This window comes from Corynebacterium sp. LK26, assembly GCF_014335085.1.
Taxonomy (GTDB): Bacteria; Actinomycetota; Actinomycetes; order Mycobacteriales; family Mycobacteriaceae; genus Corynebacterium; species Corynebacterium jeikeium_D.
Window position 1 is genome coordinate 149,937 of sequence record NZ_PDHB01000016.1, and the last position, 22,454, is coordinate 172,390.

Genomic DNA, 22,454 nt, shown 5'->3' on the forward strand with positions numbered 1-22,454 from the left:
GTTATTTCATCGGCTGGCGGTCGGGTAGAGTGTGGGGCATGAGTGCATCGGACCGATCTCGCCGCGGAACACAGTCGCGCCCTGCAGGGGCGGGGCAGCGTTCGGCAGCGGCAATCGCATCGGGAATGCGCTCGCTGAGCACAGCACAGAAGATCGGCATTGGTCTGCTGGTGCTTTTCTTAGTATCTGTTCTCGCAATTCCGCTGCGGACTTTTGCACAACAACAGGCGGATGTCGCCGCCACGCAGGACAATATTGCTCGCATGGAACAGCGAATTAAGCAGTTAGAGGATGAAAAGGAGCTTTACTCCAACCCCGCCTACGTTAAGGAGCAGGCACGTCTGCGCCTGGGGCTGGTAGAGCCGGGGGAGACCCCATTCCGTATCCTCGATCCGGCCGTGGGCGAACAGCCTGTGACGCAGCCGGAGGAAATTCCGCAGCACCAGGCTAAGAAGTGGTACGAGACGCTGTGGGATTCCATTTCCATCCCGCCCGAACCCGAAGAGACTCGCCCGAATCCGGGGCGCGATCAGGCAACGAGGCCAGAGAGCTTGCCGACGGTACCGGAGTCCTAAACCTCCATACGGCTACCTGAGCCTCTCGGTGAGGTTGCATGCGCGGCGGAGTGTGCCGTCGTAAAGCGAAACAACGCGCTTGTAAGGCGACTGTGAGATTATGTGTCAGTAAAACGGAAGCAAAAGGAGTGTGACCGATGTCTGTGGATACCGCAGATTTGGAAGTGATAGCGGAGCAGCTCGGACGTGAACCACGGGGTGTAGTGGACATCTCTTACCGCAGCCCCGACGGCACTCCTGGTGTGGTCAAGACGAAGCCTCGTTTGGACGATGGCACTCCGTTTCCCACGCTCTTTTACCTGACTGATCCGCGTTTGACAGCGGAGGCCTCCCGGTTGGAGACGACCGGCGTGATGAAGGAAATGACCGCGCGTCTGGAAAGCGACGAAGAGCTCGCGGCCGATTACCAGCGCGCGCACGAGGCATTTCTGGCGGAGCGCAATGAGATGGAAGACCTGGGCACGGACTTCTCCGGTGGCGGCATGCCTACGCGCGTGAAGTGCCTGCACGTCCTTATTGCCTACGCGCTGGCCAAGGGGCCGGATCACTTCCGACTGGGTACTGAGTCGGTGGCGCTGGCGGCGGAGAACGAGAAGCTGCGCGGCACTGCGATTCCCGCAGATTGGCCCACGATTGCCGAGCTCGGTATTGCGTACCCGGGGGTGGAGGGATAAATGACGACCCTCGCTGCCGTCGACTGCGGCACTAACTCGCTTCGCCTGCTTATCAGCCGGGTCGAGGTCGTCGATGGAGTTCTCGAAATCACAGAACTGCACCGACTGATGGAAATCGTCCGCCTTGGCCAGGGCGTGGATGCCACTGGCATGCTGGCTCCAGAGGCGCTGGAGCGCGTGCGGGAGGCTCTGACGAAGTATGCGGAGCTTATGCAGGTCGAAAAAGTGCAAGCAGTCCGAATGGTGGCGACATCGGCGACACGCGACGCAAGCAACCGCGACGATTTCTTCGCCATGACCCGCGAGATTCTCGCTCCGTGGGGTGCAGAGGCCGAGGTCATTTCCGGCGACGAGGAAGCCGCGCTGTCCTTCCGCGGGGCAGTCGATGACTTGGAGCCCGAGCTCGGTCCGTATTGCGTCATTGACGTCGGCGGTGGCTCCACCGAGGTTATTGTCGGTGACCACGATGGTACGGTAGCCGGTTCTGATTCCGTGGCTATGGGCAGTGTGCGCTTGACCGAACGGTTCCTGCAGGCCTCGCCACCGACGGCGGAACAGGTCCAGGAGGCGCGTTCGTATGTTGCGGAGCTGGCCGACGAGATTGTTGCGAAGGTGCCTGTCGACAAGGCTCGCACCATCGTCGGCTGCGCCGGGACCTTCACCACGCTGTCGGCGCTGGAACAGGGGCTAGAAACCTACGACCCGGAGGCAATCCACCTGTCGCAGCTGCGCTTTGCGGCGTTGCGTGCGCTGACCGCGTCCGTGATTGAGACCGACGCGGAGTCCCTCGCTGCCAATCCCGTGATGCATCCGAAGCGCGCGGATGTCTTCGCCGGCGGTTCCATCATTGTGGACGGTCTGATGGACATGTTTGAGGCGCTGCCGCTTTCCGAGGCAGCGAAGGAAGAGCAGCGCTTTTTCTACATCAGCGAGAAGGATATCCTCGACGGAATTGTGGCGAGTTTGGTAGACACCCATATCGCCCATTAATCTTTCTTAGGGGCCCCTATAGCCCAATTGGCAGAGGCAGAGGACTTAAAATCCTTTCAGTGTGGGTTCGAGTCCCACTGGGGGCACCAAAAGACCAGGTAGAAGCGTTTTTCTACCTGGTCTTTTTGACGTAAACGCCAAAAGTCAACACTTAATCCACAAGTAATTACGGGTGTCCGTTCACTTTACGTTTTTGGGCTCGTTAACTTTACGGCTCAACCCAATGAAAAAGGTGCCACTACCTGCGGAAACTAAGGAAAACCTAACCTTCCCCCGGCTCTATTTTTGACACCGTTGTGACACCGAGACACTGGGGAGGTATCGCGGCAATGCAGTGCCCTTTTTGCTTCCGTGGTCTGGTTAGGGTTCCCTCCCCAGGGGTCGGCATCGGTGAAGCCCTAGGGGGTTAAGGTTTTACCTATTGGGGGCTATATACCGTAGAAAGTTTAAAGAAAATACGTGTTCCCTATGTTCCCCGTGTTCCCGCTGGTAGAGGGGCTGCAGTTCATGCTCCCTCCGTGTTCCCAGGTGTGTTCCCCGTGTTCCCTGGCGGTGTTTTTCGCGTTCCCCGGTTGTGTTCCCGTTTTTAGGTGTTGTATCAACAGTTTCGTTGATAGGTTTTGTGCATGAAAAAGTGGCCGTCACGGGGCATCTGGTGTGATGCGGTGGCGGCCACTAGGCGGGGTGAGATGAAGGAGCTAGTAGAAGGCGGCTCGCTGTTCTGCTGCGCGCTGGTGGTCTCCTGGGGTAAGGCTCACGCGGGCGGCTGCATCTTCGCGTACTTCGGTTTTGCCCCAGCTGTCCAGTGCCTTGATGCGCTGCTTGATGGTTTCTTCGTCGGTTGAGATGTCGAGCTTCATTCCGTCGTATTCGCCTTGTGCGAGCTTTACGAGGAAGTCTGGAAAGTGGCTTCGTGCTTCGGCTGCGATCTTCGTGCGGCTGCTGTGCTCGTCGATGTCGTGTTGGGTTGATTCCCATCCGGTCATGATGCCGTTGTTGACCTGCTGCAGTGGTTCAAGTGGTGTGATGTCGGCGAACAGGCAGATGCCAGGCACGCGCTGTGCTTCGGTTCCTCCTCGCTGCGCAAAGTAGATTTGGAGCGCCTGCAGCTTAGCTCCGTTGGTGATAAAGGTTGTGTAGTCGTTGCCGCGTGCTGCTAGTGCCTTGTGGTCTGTGCTCCATGCGAGTTGTCCGAGTGCGCGCGCTGCTTCTTGGAAGTTGCGCTGCACTGTGTCGGTGTCGAGCTGTGCTGCGATCTGTAGGCGTGTGGCGCGGTTGTTGGCTACCCCTCGGGCTGCGCTGCGGAGGGCGGCGGTGGTGGCGCGTTCGAGTGGGGAGACCCCACCCCCGTCCGCGAGGTAGGTGGGGGTAGCTGCTTTTTCCACATGGGCGGTGATGGTCTTGTCCCACTGGTCAACGTTGGTTGATACCAGGGCGTCTACGAGGGCGTCACGGCTTGCCTGCTGTTCTTGGCGTGCGAGGTCGTGGAAGAACTTCGGTGCCTGCATTGCGCGTTGGTGTAGGTCGTTCCACTGCTTCGGTGGCTTGATTTTGGTTTCCCAGGTCTGCGCGAGCCAGGTCATTTCGGCGGCGCCGGTGTCGGCGCTTACCGGTGGTGTGTCGATGAAGTTGATGTGCTGCTGGCGCGCGGTGGTGGTGGCCATGTTGCCAATGCCAGGGATTGTCATGTTGGTGTGCCTCCTTTGGGCGTTGATTGTGTGTAGATGTGTTGGTGTTGGTGGGTAGGGCGGTGGTGCTCGTTGTAGTGGGGTGGGGGTCATGCTGCTTCCTGGTGGTCTAGTGGGTGTCCGTTGTCTCCGTAGAGCTCTCCTGCCCAGATGCCGCGGCGTTGTTCTGGGGGAGTGTTGGCGGCTACTTTGCGGCACTCTCGGCGGGCGTCACAGATGCGGCAGAGGGTTCGGGCGTGATGGTGGCGGGCTTCGCGCTGCTCCGTCGTTTCGCCGTCGATGGTGTGGTCGAACAGTGGTGCTCGGCCACGGCACGCGGCTTGAGTGAAAATCAGGCTGTAGGCGGGTGTCAGCAGTGGCGCGAGGTAGGCGGGTACTTCCTTGATGTTCGGCCAGGGGTATTTGGCTCTAGGCATCTGTGATTTGCTCCATGAGGTCTACGAGGTTGTTAGTCAGCTGCCTTACTTCACGGGGGCTAATTAGGTAAGCCTCACATCCGATGATGAGGAAGATTCCGTTCCCTCCGTCTTTGAGGTCTCGGCGGGCGCGAACTGCGATTTTTTCTCCATGGGGCTTGCGTATCGTTGCGATGCGCGGGTCGGTTACCATGATGTTTCTCCTATGAGATTCCTGCGATGATCCAGCTGTCGGTGGTGTCGGTGTCGATGAGCTTGATGCCGCGATATTCACGCCAGCGCTTAATCTTGGAAGTGCCGTCGGCGCGAGTGGTTTTCTCCTTCGGCATGATGTGTTCAACGGTGGGGTAAGCGGCGGTGATGGTGTTGGCCAGGGTTACTGAGTTCATGCGCGCGCGGCCTTGACTGTCACACCATTGGCGGTAGATGCGGTTAACTTCCTTGGCGTCAGCGGCATCGTTTTTGTTTCCGGTGATGATGAGCTTGTCGTTTTCGTCTGCCCAGTCGATGAACTCATCGAGCGGGCGGGCAAGGTCGGCCAGAGTGTCTACGAGTCCGCGAGCGCCGGAGGGGGTTGTGAACCGTCCGTTTTGCTTGTCGAGCTGGTCTAGTCCTTCGAGTGCCCACACGAAAATTCCGGGGAGTTCTGCTAGAAGTTTGTCGGCTAGGTCTGGATCTGGGTTATTCGTGAAGCTCTTTTCCAGGCGGATGATGGAAAACCTGCGCAGGATAGCGCCGGATGAGTCCTTAAACCGCGGCAGCTCGTTGGAGACAAACAGCAGGCGAGTACCTAGGCGGCCAAACCACGGGTCTTTGTATTTGCGGTCAATGCCCATTGGATCATCTGCGATGAGGGACAGCAGGCGCTCTACAGCCCGTTTTCCGGCGTGCTCGGTGTCGCGTGCGTCCTCCATGACGGCCAGTGGTTTACCGATGCAACCGGATAGCATCGAGTCATTGCGGGCGATGCCGTCGAGGGTGATTGTTGCGGTGTTGCCGTCTCCCATCAGCGCGCGGATTACAGTTGCTATGACTCCCTTGCCTGCGCCGCTTGCTCCGATGAGCATGAGGGACTTCTGAAGATCAGTGCGGCCACTGAGCAGGTAGCCCATGAATTCTCGGAGTAGATGAGCGCCTTCGGGGTCGTGCTCAAAAACTTCGTCAAGGAACTTTGCCCATCGTGGGCACTTGGCGTTGGGGTCATAGTTAAATGGCAGGCTCCAGGTGTTGAAGATTGCGGGCGTGTGGTCAGTGAGCTTGCGGGTGTCCAGATTGAACAGTCCGTTAGCCATCGAGATGATGTTTCCGGCTGGGGTGCCGGTACCGGTGGCGTAAGGCGGGGTAGCGTCGTAGCCCTGTATCGTGAGGATCTTGAGAGGTTCCAGGATGTCCGAGACGCGGCGGGTGGTTGGTGCCCAGGGCTTAACCTCACCATCGGTGCCAGCGGGGTAAGCCTGCTTTTCTAAGTGCTCCCAAATATCGCCCTTGGACTCAATGGCATCTTTCGGGGCGTGCCATTCGGCGCCTGCGTAATGCCAGAGTTGCCCCTTCCAGTACGCGAGTAGAGGAAGGTTTTCGGGGTTGGTGTAGAGGTCGCGAACAAGGTGGCGGGCTACCGCCATTGGCTGCGTTGGTGCCGGGTAGATGCCCCAGTCGGCGGGTGGTTGGATGAGTCCGGCGTCTACGCGGTCTGCGAGGTTCATGCGCGTGGTGGTGGTCATGCTGCCACCTCCTGCGCTGCGCGTCGTGCGCTAGCGAGGGTGCGCATAATTTCCGGCTCGGATAGCCCGGTGCAGGCGGCTGCGCTAGCTAGTTCTTCCGAGATGTCTAACCCGTACTTGTAGGCGATGAAGGCGGCGCGGTTAAGTGTCTCGTTGCGAGAACCAGACTGTGCGGCGGCCACGTCGTTGATAAGCCGGCCGGCAAGGTTTCCGCTAGAGGAAACTGCGCGAGGGATAACCGCTTGGACTTTCGCCGGTGGCCGGAACACGTAGCGATGTAGATGCTTCGGCAGTTCTGGGAGCTGGTTAGGGTCATGCCAGGACTGAAACACGTAAGGGCGGCCAGTGCCCGGGTGTGTGCTGCCGGGCATAACCAAATAGCCACGGTGGTTTTTAAGATCGATGCCGTCCCCGGCTGTCTTGTTCACGGGAGCCGAGTAGGGGAGCCGGAACCAGATGTGAAGGCCACCGGAGCCGGTGCGAGTGACCAGCGTGGCGGGGAGGTATTTCCCCTTGTTGATTCGGCGCCAGGTGCTATTGCCGCCATTGCGCGGGTCGATGTCGAACACAATCACGTTCGCGGCGGGTCGTGCTCCGATGTTGGCATGTGGCCAGCGCGTCCACCATGATTCTATTTGTGTTTGGTTGGTGGTTGCGTCCTTGTGGCCGTGGCGGGTTAGAGGTGCTTTTCCTTTGAGTGGAAAGACTTCCAGCCCCCACCCTGCGAGGGTGGCTGCGTCGGCGTATTGCTGCGTACGAGTCATGAAGGAACCTCCAATGTGTCAACGGGGTGGTGAGGTTCGCTAGGGTCAGCTCCTGGCTGCGCCTAAGCCACTGTCTGTGTGGGGCGGCTTATGTGGCTCCTGGCCTGCGCCCGTGGCTGCCCACGCGGTTTGTGGGGCTTCGTGCCCTGCGCGGGAATTGCACCCGCGTTCGCTGTCCAGGGCTGCTATTCAGTTTGTTTTCGTCACTCTATTTCGTCACACCCTTGTTTTCTCCCCTTATAGTTGGGCGGCGGTGTTTGTAAAACCGCTTAAATCAAGGATGTTGAGCAGGGCGTTTGCCCAGTTGACTAGTTCTTCGTCTGCCGCGTTGAGTAGGGCGGTGGCGTCCATCGTGATCATGCTGCACTGTCCTTCGGTTGAGCGATGTCCACGATGTCCAGTGCTAGGGACGCTGGGATACGAAAGATTGGCCAATGGCCTTTCATCTCTTTTTCCAGGCGGTGGATGTACTCACATCCCGGGCAGGGGAAGAACTCAATGTCACCGGTGTAGGTGTTGACATCGATAATTCGGTTCTTCGAGATGAAGTGGCCGCAAACCATATATTCGCCAGCGTCAGTAACGCGGGCGCGCGTATGGTAAGGCCTGCGGCGGCGCTTATGCTTGCTGCTCGTTGATTCGGTTGTGGTAATCTTCTGGTTGGTAGTCATTTTGATGTCCTTCCTTTCTTTTTGGGAATGTAGACGCTCTAGCTTTTCAGCCCTTGGCTAGAGCGTCTTTTTCTATTCCTGGTTTTCTTGCTTTTCGATGTAGTTGAAGATTGCCGACATGACGGCTTCACCCTTGGCGGTAAGTTCCTGCATCGTGTAGTCAAAAACCGCCCCGTCTACAGCGTTGATGATCTCGTTAAAATCGTCGATGCCTGCCAGCCCGTCGAGGAACTTCTTCGTTTTTTCGGTCGCCATGTCCCCATCGGAGATCGTGACGCCTGCCGACCGTTCGATGAGTAGCGCGGCAGCTACCCGGCGGTAGTCCTGGTTTCCTGCAATTTCGGCGGCCAGTCGGTCTTTAACCACTTGTTCCCAGGGGGCGCCTTCTTTCGCGCGGTCTGGCATCTCCTGGTTGATGAAGTGCTCTGCCAGGTCGCACAAGTTGGCCATGTGCTCGTTGATGGTCTGTGTAGTCATGAGTGCAGCCCTTTCTTCTTTTTTTGGGGTTACGCGCAATCCAAGGACATGCCCAAGGCAGGGTTGGAGTAGTTCCCGGACGGGTGAAGCGTGCTGGTCATTTCGCCGTCCTCATCGGTGTACGAGATGTTCACCGGAACCTCGTTTGAGTAGCGCTGCAGGTCGGCCACGTTGTGCGCGCTGGCTTCGGCCTGAATGAGTTTTTCCATCGTGTGGATGACCTGAATTGAGGTTGATACCTGAACCGATGGGTTATTGTCGCTGAGCTCTTCCAGTAGCTCGATTGCGATGTCGAGCATTGAGGTGTTGGCGAGGTAGGCCAGGGAGTCGGCGGGGGTGTAGTTGGTAGTCATTGAGGTTGTTCCTTCCTTGGTATTACGCGGCCTGCTGGTGGGGAATGGCGAACACGATAACGACACAGTTCGTTTCGTCTGTTTCGCCGTCCGTTGGTGACAGGGTGCCTTCGATGGTGACAGTGGTGCCGTTGTCGTTCTCAGCGGTGTCATAGATGGCGAAGTCGTGGCGTGACTGTGGGTGCTGGTTACAGAAGTCCAGCAGGTCGGCGGTCGCGTCCTTGAGGTTGGTGGCAGTGGCGGAGGTGGTGACCTGCTTCACGCCGTTGAAGTAGCACTCTGAATAGATGCTGTGCGTCTCTGTGGTAATTGCCTGCAGCTCGGCGGCGGTGTGTGCCAGATCGTTAGTAGTCATCGGTATTTCTCCTTAAGCGGCTTGAGGGGTATCTGTGCTGGTTACTTCGGTCGGCAGTTCGTCGAGTCCAAGCAGGTCAAGCAATGGTTTGGTTGGAATGACGTAGCGGCCGCCAATCTTGATTACTTGAGTGGGGAAAATTCCCTTCTGAATAGCTGCGTATCCTCCACTGGAGCTGATTCCTAGAAGCTGTGAGGCCACTTGCACCGAGATAGTTGGCGGTAGCTCTCTATTAGGCATTCGCATACCTCCTAAAAAATGTGATGTTCAGAAACAGTACAATTACTGCCTCTAGAAAGAACGTTACTACATGTGCAGTAACAGCGCAATACCTGAAACATTAGTGAACATCGCATTTCTTGGTTAAAGTGCGATATATGGGTGACTGGCAAAAAGAAATGACCGCCAAAATTGGATCGGAAGTGCAGCGCTTACGCGGCGACCGGTCTCTACTCTGGCTAGAAACACGAACAGCCGAGCTAGGGCACAAGGTCGCAAGAAGCGGGCTATCTCAGCTTGAAAACGGCAACCGGAAGTCAATCAGCGTTGCCGAATGGCTAGTTTTGGCCGCTGCGCTCAACACCGCCCCTATCCTGCTCTTGTTCCCTGCCTACCCGGACGGCATTGTTGAGTACCTGCCGGGGCTGGAAGATCGGGCAATCCGAGCGGGCTCATGGGTAGAAGGAACTTCAACCTTCGTGGCCGCGTCCGGGGAAATTAACTACTTTGAGAACCAGCTAGTTAAGGCTGCTCAGGAGCGGGAAAACACTCAATACAAGGCGTTAAAGATGATGGAGGAGCACGGAGACTTTGAGGAATCGCTAACGTGGTTCAAAAGGGTTGTGCAGCGACTCGAGCAAACAATTGAGTCGCTTGGCGGCAGTGTTGCCGAAAAGGACGACTAGCCGTGTCCAGGGGTCAGCCACCTACACCACCGGGCACACACGGAAACATCTCATACAGCACCGCCCCCAGCGGAAAAATCAAAGCACTCACAAACCTACGGCTCTACACCGGCAAACGAGTACAAGTCACAGCCACCGGCAAAAGCAAAGCAGAAGCCACCCGAAAACTAGAAGCACGCTGCACAGAACGACTAGGCACCCCATACGCCGAAGTCATAACCCCAAACACCCAACTATCCAAACTCATCGAAACTTGGATTGACCAACACGACGTAACCGACCACTCAAAACGGATCTACAAACAGGTCATCGATGCACACATTCAAGAAGGGATAGGCCAGCTACGGCTCAACGAGCTATCGCCCGTAACCCTGCAGGCGTTTATCAACGAGCTAACCCCAGGTACAGCCAAAACCACAGCCACCGTCCTATCGGCGGCACTCAACTACGCCGTGCGCGTCGGCGGACTAGCAACCTCACCTTGGCAATCAATCAAACTGCCTAAAGCGGATAGAAAACCAGTTGCAAACATCACCAAAGAACAGCAAGACGCATACATTGAAGCCATTGAACGATGGTGTACTGGGCTAGATCCCAACCAGGGCGATGATGAAGAACCAGCGGGGCATAAGCGCGGCCACGGGCTACCCCAAATAGTTCGAGTGATAGCCGGTAGCGGCCTGCGAAGCTCCGAGGTACTAGGACTGCGCATTACAGATGTAGACCCGGCTAACAGGCGCGTCATCGTTACCGGCCAGTCAGACGCGAGCGGCGGGCGAACCGAACGGATAAAAAACCATGCGTCACAGTTCGCGCGGCGAAACATCACCATCACGGCAGACGCGGCAGCAGCGATACAGGAACAGTTAGACAGTGAAGCCGTTCAATTCTGGGGTGAGCCACTTTTCCCCAGCAGGAACGGGACGTACATCACCGTTCGGAATCTGAACCGTTGGCTACGTCTCGCAACCGCTGGGCTGAACTTTGGTGTGAAGATAACGCCGAAACAGTTTAGGTCTACGATCTCTAGCCGTATTTCCGAGAAGTACGGTATCGACGCGGCGCAACGTCAGCTGGGGCACTCTAAGCGGACTACCACCGAGGCTTATTACACTGCGCCACCTCCGTTGATTGAGGATTATCTAGGAGACCTAGAAAACGACTAACTCTAGGATGCTCTGTGAGCGGTTGGAGGGTGTTAGGGTACGTGCTCCCGCCCTTTAACCGATTAGAATCGATTTGCGAACAGGGGTTTTAGGTCGGAATCCCGACTTAAGCCCCGCGAGTGCATGGAAGCTATATCGACGAATCCGTCGAATCGAGCGAACCGTACATAAGCCCCGCGCGCGGAAGCTATTAATGGAGAATCCTCCAATAACGGAAGTTCTTCCGAATTTCCAAGGGGTCTCACCGAGATATTTACAACTTGTAAACAACAGGCGATTGGGCCACCGGCACCGAATCTTAACATTGTTAAAATCCTTAACATTCACGGCTTTAGGTGGTGACATTGACACCACCTCATCACCAGCACCGAATCTTGAAAGATTCAAAATCCAGAATTATGGATTATGCCCAAGGCTTCACGTGATCCAAATGGATCACCTGCCAGGGCCGCACTGATTTTACACCGGTGTAAAATTCGCCGGTTCAGAGGTAAGCCCTACATGCTCACGGGAGATATTCCCGGTTCCGGGAACCTTCCCGGTCATTGTTGACCGAGAACACTTTCTTCCATTTTCCGAAAAAAGTCATCTGCTACGAACCTCGTAACGGTTGAACCGAGAGCAGGTGCCACGGCAAAAAGGGGATCGTGAATCGCTACACCCCTCAGCTCCCTAGAATCAGCCACCCGCAGCAACAGGGGCAACCGGTAGGCGCAACGGGGCGAGAACCGTGAAGGAAAAGCTAAATTCCTTGAGACCATTGGGAACATGTTCCCTACCTGGGGGAACACGGAGGGAACATAAAGGGAACATAGTAAAAACATTCTCTGACCTTGGGGAACATGGGGAACACGTTTTTTACTAAACTTTCCTATAGGGTTTAGAAATCCCGTGAGAATGGTCAACACTTAATCAACAAGTAATAAACGCATCTAGTGAGAATCAACGACACTAGGTAAACCGCTAGGCGTAGCTGACCTGGAGAAACTGCAACTAGTGAGAATCAACGACACTAGACGAAACACCTAGTAACACCCTTTCAGTGTGGGTTCGAGTCCCACTGGGGGCACCAAAAGGCCAGGTCAGAGAGTTTTCTGACCTGGCCTTTTGCTATTTGTGCGCGCTACATGCGGATTACGGCAGGACGTTGAACTTCTTGCCGAGGACAAGTGCCGTGTTGAACACCTTCGAGTACAGCTCACGCGGCATCTGCGGCATCGATACCGGGGAAAGACGCTGCACGGTCACTGTCTGCTCATCGGTGTACTTCAGCAGGCCGCCCGCTGCTTGACGACGGCCCACACCCGAATCCTTGAAACCACCCATCGGGGCATCGACAGACGCGAAGGCCGCAGCAAAACCATCGTTGACATTGACAGTGCCGGCCTCAAGCTGTGGAGCCAGCTCCTTTGCGCGACGCGGGGAGGTCCACAGCGAAGCGTTGAGGCCATAACGGGAATCGTTGGACTTGGCGATAGCCTCGTGGACATCCGAGACACGCTGGAGGACTACCACCGGGCCGAATACCTCTTCGGTCAGCAGGGCGACGCCCTCCGGGACGTCGGTAAGCACGGTCGGTTCGTAGAACAGCGGTCCCAGATCCGGGCGAGGACGACCGCCGGCCAGCACGGTGGCGCCGGCCTCGATGGCCTCGTCGACCATGGACTTGACGGTGTCGAACTGGCCCTGCGACTGCAGACAGCCCATCTCGGTTTCCCACTCGTAGCCAGCGCCGATGGACATTGCCTTCACGCGGTCGGTGAATGCCGGGACGAACTCGTCCCAGACGGAGTCCACGACATAGATTCGCTCAATGGACACGCACAGGTGACCGGAGTTGGTGAAGCAGCCAATGCGTGCGCCCTCGACCGCGCGGTTGATGTTGGCATCTTCGGCGACAATCAACGGGTTCTTGCCGCCGAGCTCCGCGGAGAAACTAATCAGGCGCTCGCCGCACTGCTGCGCCAGCGAGCGGCCGGTCTCGGAGGAGCCGGTGAACATCAGGAAGTCACACTGGCCGACAATGCCCTGGCCGACAACGCGACCGGGACCTGGAATGACCTGGAAGAGATCCTCCGGAAGGCCAGCGCGGTAGAGCAAATCGACAGCGAAGAGAGCAGTAAACGGAGTGGTGCTGTCCGGCTTGAGCACGATGGCGTTACCGGCCATCAGTGCAGCCAGCGCGTCGGAAACCGCGAGGGTCAGTGGGTAATTCCACGGAGCAATAACACCGACTACGCCCTTTGGATGGTGGTAGACGGTGGTCTTGGAAAGTACCGGGACAGCGCCGTGTGCTCGCTTCGGCTCAAGCAGTTTCGGGCCCTGATTGCCGTAGTAGCGGGCGGTGATAGCTGTGTGTACGAGCTCCTCGTGGGCACTGGCGCGGTTTTTACCGGTCTCGGCCTGCAGCAGGTCCAGCACCTGGTCGCAGTGGGTAAAGAGCAGGTCGTGGAAGTGGTGCAGCACTTCGCCGCGCTTTTCCGGCGCCATGCGGGCCCACTTCTTCTGCGCGGCACGGGCACGCTTGAAGGCCTCGTCGACATCGGCCTGGGTACCGACAGGAATCTGCGCCAGCTCCTGGCCGGTAAATGGTGCCGAGATAGTGGCGGTCTTCGACTTATCAGCTACCGTGACGCGCTGAAGAAGGCGGGCAACGAGCTCGTCGTTAAGCGGATTGCGGATGGTAGTTCGGTTTGTCGTAGCAGTAGATGCTGTCATGGCACAGATACTACTGTTGCGCGGCGCCCCGAGATAGTAAATTTGGCAAAACTACAAAAACTTAGAAAACTTTAGTAAGTAGTCCAGCCCATCCGACGGTTGCGGTCCGGGTCGCGCGGGCCATCGTTGCCGAACTCGAACGGTTCGTGGCCGTCGACATCGCCGTAGCGCATCTCCGGGTCATCATCCAGATCGTCGTCGACGTCGATGTCCGGCTTTTCCTCGGCCAACCGCTTGCCGAGAGTGTCATGCGGAGAAGCGCCCCGCCAGCGGTCCGGCGGATCCATTACATAATTCTCGCCATCACCGGTGAGGAAGTCGCCATCGAGTCCCTCTGAGCCATCGAGCGTGGTCTCGTCGAAATCACCAGTGGTATCCGGATCGTAGTCAAGGCCATCAGACATCTTGACCAACCTCCTGTTTCATAATCACTCATGTGGTGCCCACGCCTGGCGACTGTGAGTTTTTCCGCGATTACAAAATCACCGCCAGCAGGCGAGGAATTACCTTGATACTAACTGTTTTTCAGGGTTGGGAACAATACCTTTACATCGCCCGTTGTAGAAAGTGTAGGCAAACGTAAGCGCGTGTGCCTGAATACAAAACGTAAGAAAAACTGAGAAAAGAAAGAAGGACGACGTGCGCGAAAGCAGCAATCCTGCATTCAGTTCACTTACTAAGACCGTCGCCCGCGGACAGGCGGGCGCACATCACTACGGCCAAGGTCAGATGGGCGCTGGCTACGGGGATAACCCGTACCAGTCGCAGGTTGCCGCCGACTACCGTCCGATGACGGTCGACGATGTCGTTTCCAAGACCGGCATCACGCTGGCAACCATCATCGTTTTGGCTGCGGTCAATTTCTTCATTGCCGTCAGTGTCTCCACCAGCCTGGCCATGATTCTGACCATTGTCGGCGCCATCGGTGGTCTGATTACTGTTTTGGTTTCCACCTTCGGCAAGAAGTACGGCTCCGCGCCGGTTACCCTCACCTACGCGGCCTTCGAGGGCCTCTTCGTCGGTGGCATCAGCTTCATGTTCACTGCTCCAATTCAGGGCGTTGCCGCTGGTGCGCTGATTATGCAGGCCGTGCTGGCTACCCTGGGTGTCTTCATCGGTATGCTCTTCGTCTACAAGTCGGGCGCTATCCGCGTGACCCCGAAGTTCACCCGTTTTATGAGTGCGGCTCTGATTGGTGTCCTGGTCCTCATGCTGGGCAACCTGGTGCTCTCCCTGTTCGGCCTGGGTTTCCCGCTGCGTGACGGCGGCATGCTGTCGATCATCTTCTCGCTGGTCTGCATCGGCCTGGCAGCCTTCAGCTTCCTGATTGACTTCGATCAGGCTGACCGCCTGGTCCGCGCTGGCGCTCCGGCTCAGTACGCCTGGGGTGTCGCCCTCGGTCTGGCTGTGACCCTGGTCTGGCTCTACACCGAGATTCTGCGTCTGCTGTCCTACTTCAGGGACTAAACGCTAGAAAACTAACTAACGCACAAGCGCCGGTTAGCCCGTTATTACGGGTTGGCCGGCGCTTTGTTGTTGGCAGTCGACGTATTGACCGATAGGGCTGTGCAGTGTGACGTCGTAAAGCGCGATATCGAAGCGGGAGAGGGCACAAAAAATGGACCGATAGGCCATATGGGCTTCTATCGGTCCAAGAATCGGGCACTGTGGCCCGAAGTTGCCGCCTGGGTTGAGGCGGTCTAACGCCGGGAGCGCTTAGGCGTCCATCTCCGGGTCGTACGGCTCAGCCTTGACCACAGTGACAGACACTTCGTCGCCGCTCGGGGAAGCGTAAGTGCGGGTCTCGCCCTCCTTAGCGCCGACCAGAGCCTTGCCCAGCGGGGAATCGGTGGAGTAGGTCTCCAGGTTCGGGTTGGAGGAGTCAGCGCCACGGGTACCGATGAGGAAGGTCTCGGTGTCGTCTTCGTCGCCGTCGTAGTAGACGTGGACCACGGTGCCGACCAGAGCCACACCGGACTCCTGTGGAATCTCGCCGACGGTGGCGCGCTGCAGCAGGTCTTCGAGGTAGCGGATGCGTGCCTCTTCCTGTCCCTGCTGCTCGCGGGCGGCATCGTAGCCGGCGTTTTCCTTCAAGTCGCCCTCTTCGCGACGCTCGTTAATCTCGGCGGCGATGACCGGGCGGTTTTCATATAGCGCCTCAAGCTCGGCCTTGAGCTTGTCGTAGGACTCCTGGGTGAGCCATGGGCTATTGTTCTTTGCCTCAGTCATGGTTCCTCCTGTGTTTTTGGCTATTTAATACAAAAGCGGCCCCGCGTGGGGCCGTCGGCTGCGTCACAGGATAGCACTGTCACGCCACATGGCAATAACAGGCGCGTCGGAGTGTTGTCGCGCACGCTTTACGACGTGCCCCCGCAGCGCATGATCCTCAGTCGCGAAGGGAGATTACTTCGCAGGTGCGAGGAACTCCGGAATGTCGGTGGAGCAGCCATAGACATCGCCTGCGACGGCCAGCTCGCGGGTGGCAATGGGGACGTCCATCCGCACGGTAGCGGGGCCGCCGCCCGGGATGAATACGTCGCGACGCCCGACCTCTGCCACGTCATAGTTCAGCGCATAGATAATGCAGTAGCTATCCAGCTCCGGCTTTTCGCGGGTGACGTCCAGCGTGAAGATGAACTGCTCATCTTCCTTACCTGGAGTGCGGCTCCAGCCCGCTTGCGTTGCAGAGACATCCGGGGCGGAGACGCGGTTCATCTGAACGAAGATGTATGCGCCGGCGATGACGAGCATGCCAACAATAGCGATGACAACCAATTTTGCGGGGAGAGTGCGACTGTTGTCCCCATAGCGCTCGCGCTCTCGCTTCGGCGCTGCGGTATTTCGGGTGTTTCGCTCCGAACTTTCAGCCATGCTTTTTAGCCTATCGGAGTTCTCGGTCGACGTGGTAAAATGTTGACAGTTAAACAATCTTTCTGGTGTGGCGCGGTGTCCTGCTGCTATGTCGTTCCACCGAGTAGCGATGCTGCGTGGTCATATGATGGTGCAGCGCTATAGTGGGGCGGTATTGAAACGGTGCTGGAGTAGCATCGTTGCGGTCGAAGGGCTCCGGCCTTGGCCAGAAAACATGGACTGAGATAGTAGCGGGAGTGACTTCAATTGACACTTCGTCTGATGGCAATTCACGCTCATCCTGATGACGAATCGAGCAAGGGCGCCGCAACGATGGCCCGATATGCGGCGGAAGGGCATCGCGTCAAAGTGGTGACCTGCACCGGCGGTGAGGCCGGCAGCATTCTCAACCCTGCGATGGATCGGCCGGAGGTGCGGGAGAATATCGCCGCAGTGCGCGTTCACGAAATGGCTGCAGCCGCTGAGACTCTCGGCGTTGAACATGAGTGGCTCGGCTTTACCGACTCCGGTCTGCCTGCGGGCAACCCGGTGCCGGTGCTGTCGCACGGAGTGTTTGCTCGCCAATCGGTCGAGGATGCGACCAAGCCTCTCATTCGGGCAATTCGCGAGTTTCGTCCGCACGTCGTCATTACTTACGACGAAAACGGTGGCTACCCGCACCCGGACCACATCATGACCCATATCGTGTCCATGCGCGCTTGGCTGGAGTCTGGAACGGATAAGTACCCCGAGCTCGGTGAACCATGGGAAATTTCCAAGCTCTACTACACCCACGGTTTCATCAAGGCGCGTCTCATCGCGCTGGACAACTACTATCGCGACAACGGTTTGGAAAGCCCGCTGGCCGAGTCCTTCCGCCGTTGGACTAAGACTCCCGGCGACATCATGACCCGCGTGACCACGCAGGTTGAGTGCGGCGATTACTTCCAGCAGCGGGATCAGGCGCTGCTGGCGCACGCTACGCAGATCGATCCGAACGGGCCATTCTTCGCCGTGCCGGTAGACATTCAGCAGCGCGTTTGGCCGACCGAAGAGTTTGAGCTTGCCCGCACTCGAGTGCAGACCGAGCTGCCAGAGACCGATCTCTTCGCCGGTATCGACCCCGACGCGGAATAGTCCGGAATTAACGCTAAGCTGGAACTCATGATTGAAAGCTTCGATGCCTTGGCGGCTCGCACGACAATTTTCCTGGCGCAGAACCCCACTGGTCCGCGGGGTGCTGACTTCGGAAAGGCCTCTCCTGTTGGCCTGCTCATCATTGTCGTTTTGCTCATCGTCATCCTGGCTCTCGGCTGGGATCTCTCGCGGCGCGCGAAGCGCATGGCCGCTCGCCGGAAGTTCGCCGAGGCGCACGACATGGATCCCTTCGATTCCGAGGCTGTGGATAAGGCGATGGCTGCAGCAGAGCAGCGTCGTGAAGCGGAGTAGTCAGCGTCAAGGTGTGTGCGCGTCGCTTGACGACGGGCAGTTGCGCGCACCCCTGATTGTTTCCCGTGTGGCGGGATTTGGAGTTCGAATTGCGGGATTCTAGGCAGTGCGCTACAGTCAAGCACATGCGTATGTGGCGATTTTATTTTTCGAAGGCTCCGGAGGCAGTGACGACATAGTCACAGCCGGCGGCTAATCGTCACGTCGCCACCAACCGGAGCCAAAGGCAGCAGCCCCAACCAATCGGGGCGCTGCCTTTTGTCGTACCTACAGCCAAAATGCGCAACTAATCACCCAGAGAAAAGAGACCTCAGATGACCCCTCCAACTTCCCTCGAAGCCCCCGCCTCGACCGCGAACCGCCGCGTCGTAGCCTTCCACGACCTGCCCTCCCCAGAAGAGGTCATGGCCAAACAGCCACTGACCCCAAACCTGGTTAACGAGGTAGAGCAGTCGCGACTCGACGTCGCCCGCGTCATCGCCCGTGAAGACGATCGTCTGCTGGTCGTTGTCGGCCCGTGCTCCATTCACGACCCTGAGGCCGCCATCGACTACGCCCGCCGCCTGAAGGCCACCGCCGATGAGCTCGACGAGGACCTGCTGGTCGTCATGCGCGTCTACTTCGAAAAGCCGCGCACCACCGTCGGCTGGAAGGGACTCATCAACGACCCCGACCTGGATAGCTCCTTCAAAATCAACAAGGGCCTGCACATGGCCCGCGAGGTACTCATCGAGGTCCTGCGCACCGGCCTGCCCGCCGGCGCCGAATTCCTCGAGCCCAACAGCCCGCAGTACATTTCCGACGCCGTCTCCTGGGGTGCAATTGGTGCGCGCACCACGGAGTCGCAGGTCCATCGTCAGCTCGCTTCCGGACTTTCCGTGCCCATCGGCTTCAAGAACGGCACCGACGGCAACGTCCAGGTCGCCGTGGACTCGCTGGTCTCCGCAGCAAACCCGCACTTCTTCTTCGGCATGAACGACCAAGGCCGCGCCGCCGTCGTCGAAACCGCCGGCAACCACAACTGCCACATCATCCTCCGCGGTGGCACCTCCGGCCCGAACTGGGACGAAGAATCGCTTAACGACGCCGAAGCCCGCCTGAACAAGGCCGAGCAAACCGTCAGCATTATGGTGGACGCCTCCCACGCCAATTCCGGAAAATCCGAGGTGCGCCAGGCCGAGGTCGTTGAGGAGCTCGGCAAGCTCATCGGGGGCGGCGACGAGCGCATCACCGGCATCATGATGGAGTCCTTCCTCGAAGCCGGCGCGCAAAAAATTACCGATGGTCGTAAGGGCCTCGTATACGGCAAGTCCGTCACCGATGCGTGCATGGATTGGGAAACCACCGACCGGTTGCTGCGTACGCTTGCGACAGAAGTCCGGAAGCGTCGGCAGGCACGCGACTAAGCACAAAGTGGCCGTGCCCATTGGGTAGGGTTACATATGTGAAAGAAAACCAGCCGTCCTCACTCCGGCGGATCGCCTATCCGCTCTACGAGCGCAAACTAGCCCAAGAGCTAGAAGGAAAACCTCGCCCCAAGCACGTTGCCATCATGGCCGATGGCAACCGCCGCTGGGCGAGGGAGGCTGGATTCACCGACGTCAGCCACGGCCACCGCGTCGGCTCCCGCAAAATCGCAGAATTCGTCGGCTGGTGCGCCGAGCAGGAAATCGAGCTGGTCACCATCTACCTGCTCTCCACCGAAAACCTCGGGCGCGACCCCGAAGAGCTGGAATTACTGTTCGACATCATCGCTGACGTCGTCGACGAATTGGCACAATCGCCTAACGACGTGCGCCTGCGCATGGTCGGCCACCTCGAGCTCCTTCCGGAAAGAATGACCGCCCGGCTGCGTCACGACGAAGAAGTCACCGCGAACAACACCGGCATCCAGGTCAACATCGCCGTTGGCTACGGCGGCCGGCAGGAAATCGTCGACGCAGTACGCAGAATCATCCGGGAATCAGTCGCCGAGGGAATCGATGCTTCCGAGCTTGAGGAGCGCATCACCACCGATGCCATTTCTCGCCGCCTCTACACATCCGGACAACCGGACCCCGATCTAGTCATCCGCACTTCCGGAGAACAGCGGCTCAGCGGCTTCCTCCTCTGGCAAACCGCCTACTCCGAGATTTGGTTCACCGATACCTACTGGCCCGAGTTCCGCCGCATCGACTTCCTCCGCGCACTTCGAGACTTTTCGCAGCGCTCGCGCCGCTTCGGCAAATAACCTCCCTACATCCGGAAAAATTTCCGGATGTTAGAGTTTGCGCATCCGGACCCTCGAAACCTTGTGGTCCCGAGACTTCGTAAGAACTAATGACGCACGCACTCGAGTGGGCAAAATATTTTCCGTAAGGTTCGGCAAGTTCACCTGCTGCCAAATGCGTCGGGCTACCTCGGCCGCAGCTTCGTCGTCAAGCGTGGCATAATCCGCGAAGTGCGCGCCCGGAGCGCGAAACGCTGTCTGGCGGAGACGGAGGAAACGGCTGATGTACCAACGCTCGATGTCCGCGCGCGGGGCATCGACGTAGACACTGAAATCGAAAAGATCGGAAATCATCAGCGTCGGGCCCGTCTGCAAAACGTTGAGCCCCTCGAGAATGAGAATGTCCGGACGGTCAACATCGACGAACTCATCCGGCACCCGGTCATAGAGCGTGTGCGAATACACCGGGGCCTTCACATGCCGCGCCCCCGACTTCACCGCCGTGACAAACCGCATCAACGCACGCTGATCATACGACTCCGGATACCCCTTGCGCTGCATAATCCCACGGCGATTCAATTCCTCAGAAGGGTAGAGGAAGCCATCAGTAGTAACCAAGTCCACCCGCGGATTAGTCTCCCAGCGCTCGAGCAGCACCTGCAGCAAACGCGCCGTCGTTGACTTGCCGACCGCCACCGAACCCGCGACGCCGATAATAAACGGCACCGACGCCCCCTTCGAAGGATTTTCCCCAAGGAAGTTTGACGTTACGGCGTTCAGCTCCCGATGCGCCGCCACACGCATGTGAATCAGACGAGAAAGCGGAAGATAGACCTCGGCGACTTCGTCCAGGTCGATGTTTTCACCGATACCGGAAAGTCGTTCAGCTTCCTCTTCCGTCAGCACCAGAGGCATATTCTTGCGCATTTCGCGCCACTGCTCGCGTTTGAACTCGACGTACGGGCTGGGGGATGTTGCGCGCGTCATACTTCCAATTGTGCCAAGGGGGTGCCGAAAACCGGAAAACGAGTCAATAAAGGGGGCATACCTGAATGGTGCTGCTTTCGTGGTTTGCCCCATAAAGGGCTAGCATGGCCTGTGGCATTGAAGTTTCATTGAAAGGTCGAAAACCTACTCATGACCGGGTCTAACAATAACGATGTCCGCTACCAATCGCTGCGTGAACTCGATCCCGACCTCGCAGAGGCAATGGCAGGGGAGCTCTCTCGTCAGCGTGACATGCTCGAAATGATTGCCAGTGAGAACTTTGTTCCACGTGCAGTGCTGCAAGCTCAGGGCTCGGTTCTGACCAACAAGTACGCCGAAGGCTACCCGGGCCGTCGTTACTACGGTGGCTGCGAATACGTCGACGTCGTCGAGGACATGGCACGCAACCGCGCCAAGGAGCTCTTCGGCGCTGAGTTCGCCAACGTTCAGCCACACGCAGGTGCGCAGGCCAACGCTGCCGTTCTGCATGCGCTAATCAACGCCGGTGACAAGATTATGGGCCTCGACCTGGCACACGGCGGTCACCTGACCCACGGCATGAAGCTGAACTTCTCCGGCAAGCTCTACCACGTCGCCGCATACGGTGTGGACAAGGACACTATGCGGATCGATATGGACAAGGTGCGTGAGCAGGCGCTCGCAGAAAAGCCGGATGTTCTCATCGCAGGTTGGTCGGCGTACCCGCGCCACCTCGACTTCGAAGCTTTCCGTTCCATCGCCGATGAGGTCGGTGCGAAGTTGTGGACGGACATGGCGCACTTCGCAGGCCTGGTTGCCGCCGGTCTGCACCCGTCGCCGGTTCCGCATTCTGACGTTGTGTCGACTACCGTTCACAAGACCCTCGGTGGTCCTCGTTCGGGCATGATTTTGGCTAAGCAGGAGTACGCCAAGAAGCTGAACTCCGCTGTTTTCCCGGGGCAGCAGGGGGGTCCGCTGATGCACGCCATCGCCGGCAAGGCCGTGGCGCTGAAGATTGCTGGTACCGAGGAGTTCAAGGAGCGCCAGGAGCGCACTCTGGCTGGTGCCCGCATTCTGGCTGAGCGTCTCACCGCTTCCGACTGCGCCGAGGCTGGCGTCGATGTTCTCACTGGCGGCACCGATGTCCACCTGGTTCTGGCGGATCTGCGCAATTCTGAGATGAACGGCCAGGAGGCCGAGGATCTGCTCCACGCTGTTGGCATTACCGTCAACCGCAATGCTGTTCCGTTTGACCCGCGTCCTCCGATGGTTACATCCGGACTTCGTATCGGTACTCCGGCGCTGGCCACCCGTGGTCTCGACGAGAAGGCCTTCACCGAGGTCGCCGATGTCATCGGTACTGCTCTCGCCGCCGGCAAGAATGCGGATGTTGACTCCCTGCGTGCTCGTGTTTCGAAGATTGCTCAGGAATTCCCGCTTTACGACGGCATCGAGGACTGGAACCTCATCTAATTCTGCGTTTTTGCAGCGCAAGTACCCGTTCTAG

Annotated in this window: 27 protein-coding genes and 1 tRNA gene; 12 read left to right on the forward strand and 16 right to left on the reverse strand. The window is 58.1% G+C overall.

Features of this window, described 5'->3' with window-relative positions; all coding sequences use genetic code 11:
* Window positions 1-38 precede the first annotated feature (38 nt).
* The 4 genes from CRD13_RS09010 to CRD13_RS09025 all read left to right on the forward strand — a co-directional run bounded on the left by CRD13_RS09010 (window position 39) and on the right by CRD13_RS09025 (window position 2,328).
* Window positions 39-575: a septum formation initiator family protein gene (locus CRD13_RS09010; protein ID WP_048733957.1), complete on the forward strand. Its 537-nt coding sequence runs from the start codon at window positions 39-41 to the stop codon at window positions 573-575.
* A gap of 137 nt (window positions 576-712) precedes the next feature.
* Entirely contained in the window at window positions 713-1,249 is a 537-nt protein-coding gene (locus tag CRD13_RS09015) for a DUF501 domain-containing protein (protein ID WP_049182367.1), read from the forward strand.
* Window positions 1,250-2,239 (forward strand): Ppx/GppA phosphatase family protein, encoded by a 990-nt coding sequence (locus tag CRD13_RS09020; protein ID WP_187401538.1) that lies wholly within the window; start codon window positions 1,250-1,252, stop codon window positions 2,237-2,239.
* A 12-nt stretch (window positions 2,240-2,251) separates the two neighbouring features.
* Window positions 2,252-2,328 (forward strand) — tRNA-Leu (locus CRD13_RS09025).
* 609 nt (window positions 2,329-2,937) lie between these two features.
* Here the strand turns inward: CRD13_RS09025 and CRD13_RS09030 are convergent.
* From CRD13_RS09030 to CRD13_RS09075, 11 genes are all read right to left on the reverse strand, one after another.
* The gene (locus CRD13_RS09030; protein WP_151011167.1) at window positions 2,938-3,927 is read right to left on the reverse strand and encodes a hypothetical protein; all 990 of its coding nucleotides are present in this window, start codon (window positions 3,925-3,927) and stop codon (window positions 2,938-2,940) included.
* An 89-nt stretch (window positions 3,928-4,016) separates the two neighbouring features.
* Window positions 4,017-4,343, reverse strand: a complete 327-nt coding sequence (locus CRD13_RS09035) for a WhiB family transcriptional regulator (RefSeq protein WP_151011170.1) — start codon at window positions 4,341-4,343, stop codon at window positions 4,017-4,019.
* Window positions 4,336-4,536, reverse strand: coding sequence for a hypothetical protein (locus CRD13_RS09040; RefSeq protein ID WP_187401539.1), 201 nt, complete (start codon window positions 4,534-4,536; stop codon window positions 4,336-4,338). The genes CRD13_RS09035 and CRD13_RS09040 overlap by 8 nt, the downstream gene beginning before the upstream one ends.
* Window positions 4,537-4,546: 10 nt before the next feature.
* Window positions 4,547-6,064, reverse strand: coding sequence for a phage/plasmid primase, P4 family (locus CRD13_RS09045; protein ID WP_187401540.1), 1,518 nt, complete (start codon window positions 6,062-6,064; stop codon window positions 4,547-4,549).
* Window positions 6,061-6,828, reverse strand: a complete 768-nt coding sequence (locus tag CRD13_RS09050; protein WP_187401541.1) for a bifunctional DNA primase/polymerase — start codon at window positions 6,826-6,828, stop codon at window positions 6,061-6,063. Before CRD13_RS09050 ends, CRD13_RS09045 begins: the two co-directional genes overlap by 4 nt.
* A gap of 237 nt (window positions 6,829-7,065) precedes the next feature.
* Window positions 7,066-7,188, reverse strand: a complete 123-nt coding sequence (locus tag CRD13_RS11035) for a hypothetical protein (protein ID WP_255467830.1) — start codon at window positions 7,186-7,188, stop codon at window positions 7,066-7,068.
* Window positions 7,185-7,499 carry a hypothetical protein gene (locus tag CRD13_RS09055; RefSeq protein WP_187401542.1) on the reverse strand — a complete coding sequence of 105 codons (315 nt, stop codon included), beginning with the start codon at window positions 7,497-7,499 and terminating at the stop codon, window positions 7,185-7,187. Before CRD13_RS09055 ends, CRD13_RS11035 begins: the two co-directional genes overlap by 4 nt.
* A 72-nt stretch (window positions 7,500-7,571) precedes the next feature.
* The gene (locus CRD13_RS09060; RefSeq protein WP_187401543.1) at window positions 7,572-7,976 is read right to left on the reverse strand and encodes a hypothetical protein; all 405 of its coding nucleotides are present in this window, start codon (window positions 7,974-7,976) and stop codon (window positions 7,572-7,574) included.
* 29 nt (window positions 7,977-8,005) lie between these two features.
* Window positions 8,006-8,329, reverse strand: a complete 324-nt coding sequence (locus CRD13_RS09065; RefSeq protein WP_187401544.1) for a hypothetical protein — start codon at window positions 8,327-8,329, stop codon at window positions 8,006-8,008.
* A gap of 22 nt (window positions 8,330-8,351) precedes the next feature.
* Window positions 8,352-8,684, reverse strand: a complete 333-nt coding sequence (locus tag CRD13_RS09070; protein ID WP_187401545.1) for a hypothetical protein — start codon at window positions 8,682-8,684, stop codon at window positions 8,352-8,354.
* A gap of 12 nt (window positions 8,685-8,696) precedes the next feature.
* Window positions 8,697-8,924, reverse strand: a complete 228-nt coding sequence (locus CRD13_RS09075; RefSeq protein ID WP_255467832.1) for a DNA-binding protein — start codon at window positions 8,922-8,924, stop codon at window positions 8,697-8,699.
* A 137-nt stretch (window positions 8,925-9,061) separates the two neighbouring features.
* Between CRD13_RS09075 and CRD13_RS09080 the strand changes: the two genes are divergently transcribed.
* The gene (locus CRD13_RS09080) at window positions 9,062-9,589 is read left to right on the forward strand and encodes a hypothetical protein (protein ID WP_187401547.1); all 528 of its coding nucleotides are present in this window, start codon (window positions 9,062-9,064) and stop codon (window positions 9,587-9,589) included.
* A 2-nt stretch (window positions 9,590-9,591) separates the two neighbouring features.
* Window positions 9,592-10,755 carry a tyrosine-type recombinase/integrase gene (gene xerC / locus CRD13_RS11160; RefSeq protein ID WP_187401548.1) on the forward strand — a complete coding sequence of 388 codons (1,164 nt, stop codon included), beginning with the start codon at window positions 9,592-9,594 and terminating at the stop codon, window positions 10,753-10,755.
* A gap of 1,134 nt (window positions 10,756-11,889) precedes the next feature.
* Here the strand turns inward: xerC and CRD13_RS09090 are convergent.
* Complete coding sequence (locus tag CRD13_RS09090; RefSeq protein WP_049172253.1) at window positions 11,890-13,473, reverse strand: succinic semialdehyde dehydrogenase; 1,584 nt, start codon at window positions 13,471-13,473, stop codon at window positions 11,890-11,892.
* Window positions 13,474-13,544: 71 nt separating this feature from the next.
* On the reverse strand, window positions 13,545-13,877 hold the full coding sequence (locus CRD13_RS09095) for a hypothetical protein (protein WP_048733964.1): 333 nt from the start codon (window positions 13,875-13,877) through the stop codon (window positions 13,545-13,547).
* Window positions 13,878-14,112: 235 nt separating this feature from the next.
* Here CRD13_RS09095 and CRD13_RS09100 point away from each other — a divergent pair, with 235 nt between their 5' ends.
* Window positions 14,113-14,940: a Bax inhibitor-1/YccA family protein gene (locus CRD13_RS09100; RefSeq protein WP_048733966.1), complete on the forward strand. Its 828-nt coding sequence runs from the start codon at window positions 14,113-14,115 to the stop codon at window positions 14,938-14,940.
* A gap of 249 nt (window positions 14,941-15,189) precedes the next feature.
* Here CRD13_RS09100 and greA read toward each other — a convergent pair whose 3' ends face one another.
* Complete coding sequence (greA, locus tag CRD13_RS09105; protein WP_048733968.1) at window positions 15,190-15,702, reverse strand: transcription elongation factor GreA; 513 nt, start codon at window positions 15,700-15,702, stop codon at window positions 15,190-15,192.
* 174 nt (window positions 15,703-15,876) lie between these two features.
* Window positions 15,877-16,344 (reverse strand): DUF4307 domain-containing protein, encoded by a 468-nt coding sequence (locus CRD13_RS09110; protein ID WP_070566587.1) that lies wholly within the window; start codon window positions 16,342-16,344, stop codon window positions 15,877-15,879.
* Window positions 16,345-16,605: 261 nt separating this feature from the next.
* Between CRD13_RS09110 and mca the strand changes: the two genes are divergently transcribed.
* From mca to CRD13_RS09130, 4 genes are all read left to right on the forward strand, one after another.
* Window positions 16,606-17,460 (forward strand): mycothiol conjugate amidase Mca, encoded by an 855-nt coding sequence (gene mca / locus CRD13_RS09115; RefSeq protein ID WP_070546065.1) that lies wholly within the window; start codon window positions 16,606-16,608, stop codon window positions 17,458-17,460.
* A 27-nt stretch (window positions 17,461-17,487) separates the two neighbouring features.
* Window positions 17,488-17,772, forward strand: coding sequence for a hypothetical protein (locus tag CRD13_RS09120; protein ID WP_016423190.1), 285 nt, complete (start codon window positions 17,488-17,490; stop codon window positions 17,770-17,772).
* 314 nt (window positions 17,773-18,086) lie between these two features.
* Complete coding sequence (locus CRD13_RS09125; protein ID WP_187401549.1) at window positions 18,087-19,178, forward strand: 3-deoxy-7-phosphoheptulonate synthase; 1,092 nt, start codon at window positions 18,087-18,089, stop codon at window positions 19,176-19,178.
* A 38-nt stretch (window positions 19,179-19,216) separates the two neighbouring features.
* Window positions 19,217-20,002 (forward strand): isoprenyl transferase, encoded by a 786-nt coding sequence (locus tag CRD13_RS09130; RefSeq protein WP_016423188.1) that lies wholly within the window; start codon window positions 19,217-19,219, stop codon window positions 20,000-20,002.
* Window positions 20,003-20,032: 30 nt separating this feature from the next.
* Here the strand turns inward: CRD13_RS09130 and coaA are convergent, their stop codons facing one another.
* Window positions 20,033-20,968, reverse strand: coding sequence for a type I pantothenate kinase (gene coaA, locus CRD13_RS09135; protein ID WP_042388837.1), 936 nt, complete (start codon window positions 20,966-20,968; stop codon window positions 20,033-20,035).
* A 150-nt stretch (window positions 20,969-21,118) separates the two neighbouring features.
* Here coaA and glyA point away from each other — a divergent pair, with 150 nt between their 5' ends.
* On the forward strand, window positions 21,119-22,420 hold the full coding sequence (gene glyA, locus CRD13_RS09140; protein WP_005510713.1) for a serine hydroxymethyltransferase: 1,302 nt from the start codon (window positions 21,119-21,121) through the stop codon (window positions 22,418-22,420).
* Window positions 22,421-22,454 lie beyond the last annotated feature (34 nt).

Coding starts and splice junctions, on each gene's coding strand:
- CRD13_RS09010 (WP_048733957.1), top strand. CDS start 39: ATGAGTGCATCGGACCGATCTCGCCGCGGAACACAGTCGCGCCCTGCA.
- CRD13_RS09015 (WP_049182367.1), top strand. CDS start 713: ATGTCTGTGGATACCGCAGATTTGGAAGTGATAGCGGAGCAGCTCGGA.
- CRD13_RS09020 (WP_187401538.1), top strand. CDS start 1,250: ATGACGACCCTCGCTGCCGTCGACTGCGGCACTAACTCGCTTCGCCTG.
- CRD13_RS09030 (WP_151011167.1), bottom strand. CDS start 3,927: ATGACAATCCCTGGCATTGGCAACATGGCCACCACCACCGCGCGCCAG.
- CRD13_RS09035 (WP_151011170.1), bottom strand. CDS start 4,343: ATGCCTAGAGCCAAATACCCCTGGCCGAACATCAAGGAAGTACCCGCC.
- CRD13_RS09040 (WP_187401539.1), bottom strand. CDS start 4,536: ATGGTAACCGACCCGCGCATCGCAACGATACGCAAGCCCCATGGAGAA.
- CRD13_RS09045 (WP_187401540.1), bottom strand. CDS start 6,064: ATGACCACCACCACGCGCATGAACCTCGCAGACCGCGTAGACGCCGGA.
- CRD13_RS09050 (WP_187401541.1), bottom strand. CDS start 6,828: ATGACTCGTACGCAGCAATACGCCGACGCAGCCACCCTCGCAGGGTGG.
- CRD13_RS11035 (WP_255467830.1), bottom strand. CDS start 7,188: ATGATCACGATGGACGCCACCGCCCTACTCAACGCGGCAGACGAAGAA.
- CRD13_RS09055 (WP_187401542.1), bottom strand. CDS start 7,499: ATGACTACCAACCAGAAGATTACCACAACCGAATCAACGAGCAGCAAG.
- CRD13_RS09060 (WP_187401543.1), bottom strand. CDS start 7,976: ATGACTACACAGACCATCAACGAGCACATGGCCAACTTGTGCGACCTG.
- CRD13_RS09065 (WP_187401544.1), bottom strand. CDS start 8,329: ATGACTACCAACTACACCCCCGCCGACTCCCTGGCCTACCTCGCCAAC.
- CRD13_RS09070 (WP_187401545.1), bottom strand. CDS start 8,684: ATGACTACTAACGATCTGGCACACACCGCCGCCGAGCTGCAGGCAATT.
- CRD13_RS09075 (WP_255467832.1), bottom strand. CDS start 8,924: ATGCCTAATAGAGAGCTACCGCCAACTATCTCGGTGCAAGTGGCCTCA.
- CRD13_RS09080 (WP_187401547.1), top strand. CDS start 9,062: ATGGGTGACTGGCAAAAAGAAATGACCGCCAAAATTGGATCGGAAGTG.
- CRD13_RS09090 (WP_049172253.1), bottom strand. CDS start 13,473: ATGACAGCATCTACTGCTACGACAAACCGAACTACCATCCGCAATCCG.
- CRD13_RS09095 (WP_048733964.1), bottom strand. CDS start 13,877: ATGTCTGATGGCCTTGACTACGATCCGGATACCACTGGTGATTTCGAC.
- greA (WP_048733968.1), bottom strand. CDS start 15,702: ATGACTGAGGCAAAGAACAATAGCCCATGGCTCACCCAGGAGTCCTAC.
- CRD13_RS09110 (WP_070566587.1), bottom strand. CDS start 16,344: ATGGCTGAAAGTTCGGAGCGAAACACCCGAAATACCGCAGCGCCGAAG.
- mca (WP_070546065.1), top strand. CDS start 16,606: ATGGCAATTCACGCTCATCCTGATGACGAATCGAGCAAGGGCGCCGCA.
- CRD13_RS09120 (WP_016423190.1), top strand. CDS start 17,488: ATGATTGAAAGCTTCGATGCCTTGGCGGCTCGCACGACAATTTTCCTG.
- CRD13_RS09125 (WP_187401549.1), top strand. CDS start 18,087: ATGACCCCTCCAACTTCCCTCGAAGCCCCCGCCTCGACCGCGAACCGC.
- coaA (WP_042388837.1), bottom strand. CDS start 20,968: ATGACGCGCGCAACATCCCCCAGCCCGTACGTCGAGTTCAAACGCGAG.
- glyA (WP_005510713.1), top strand. CDS start 21,119: ATGACCGGGTCTAACAATAACGATGTCCGCTACCAATCGCTGCGTGAA.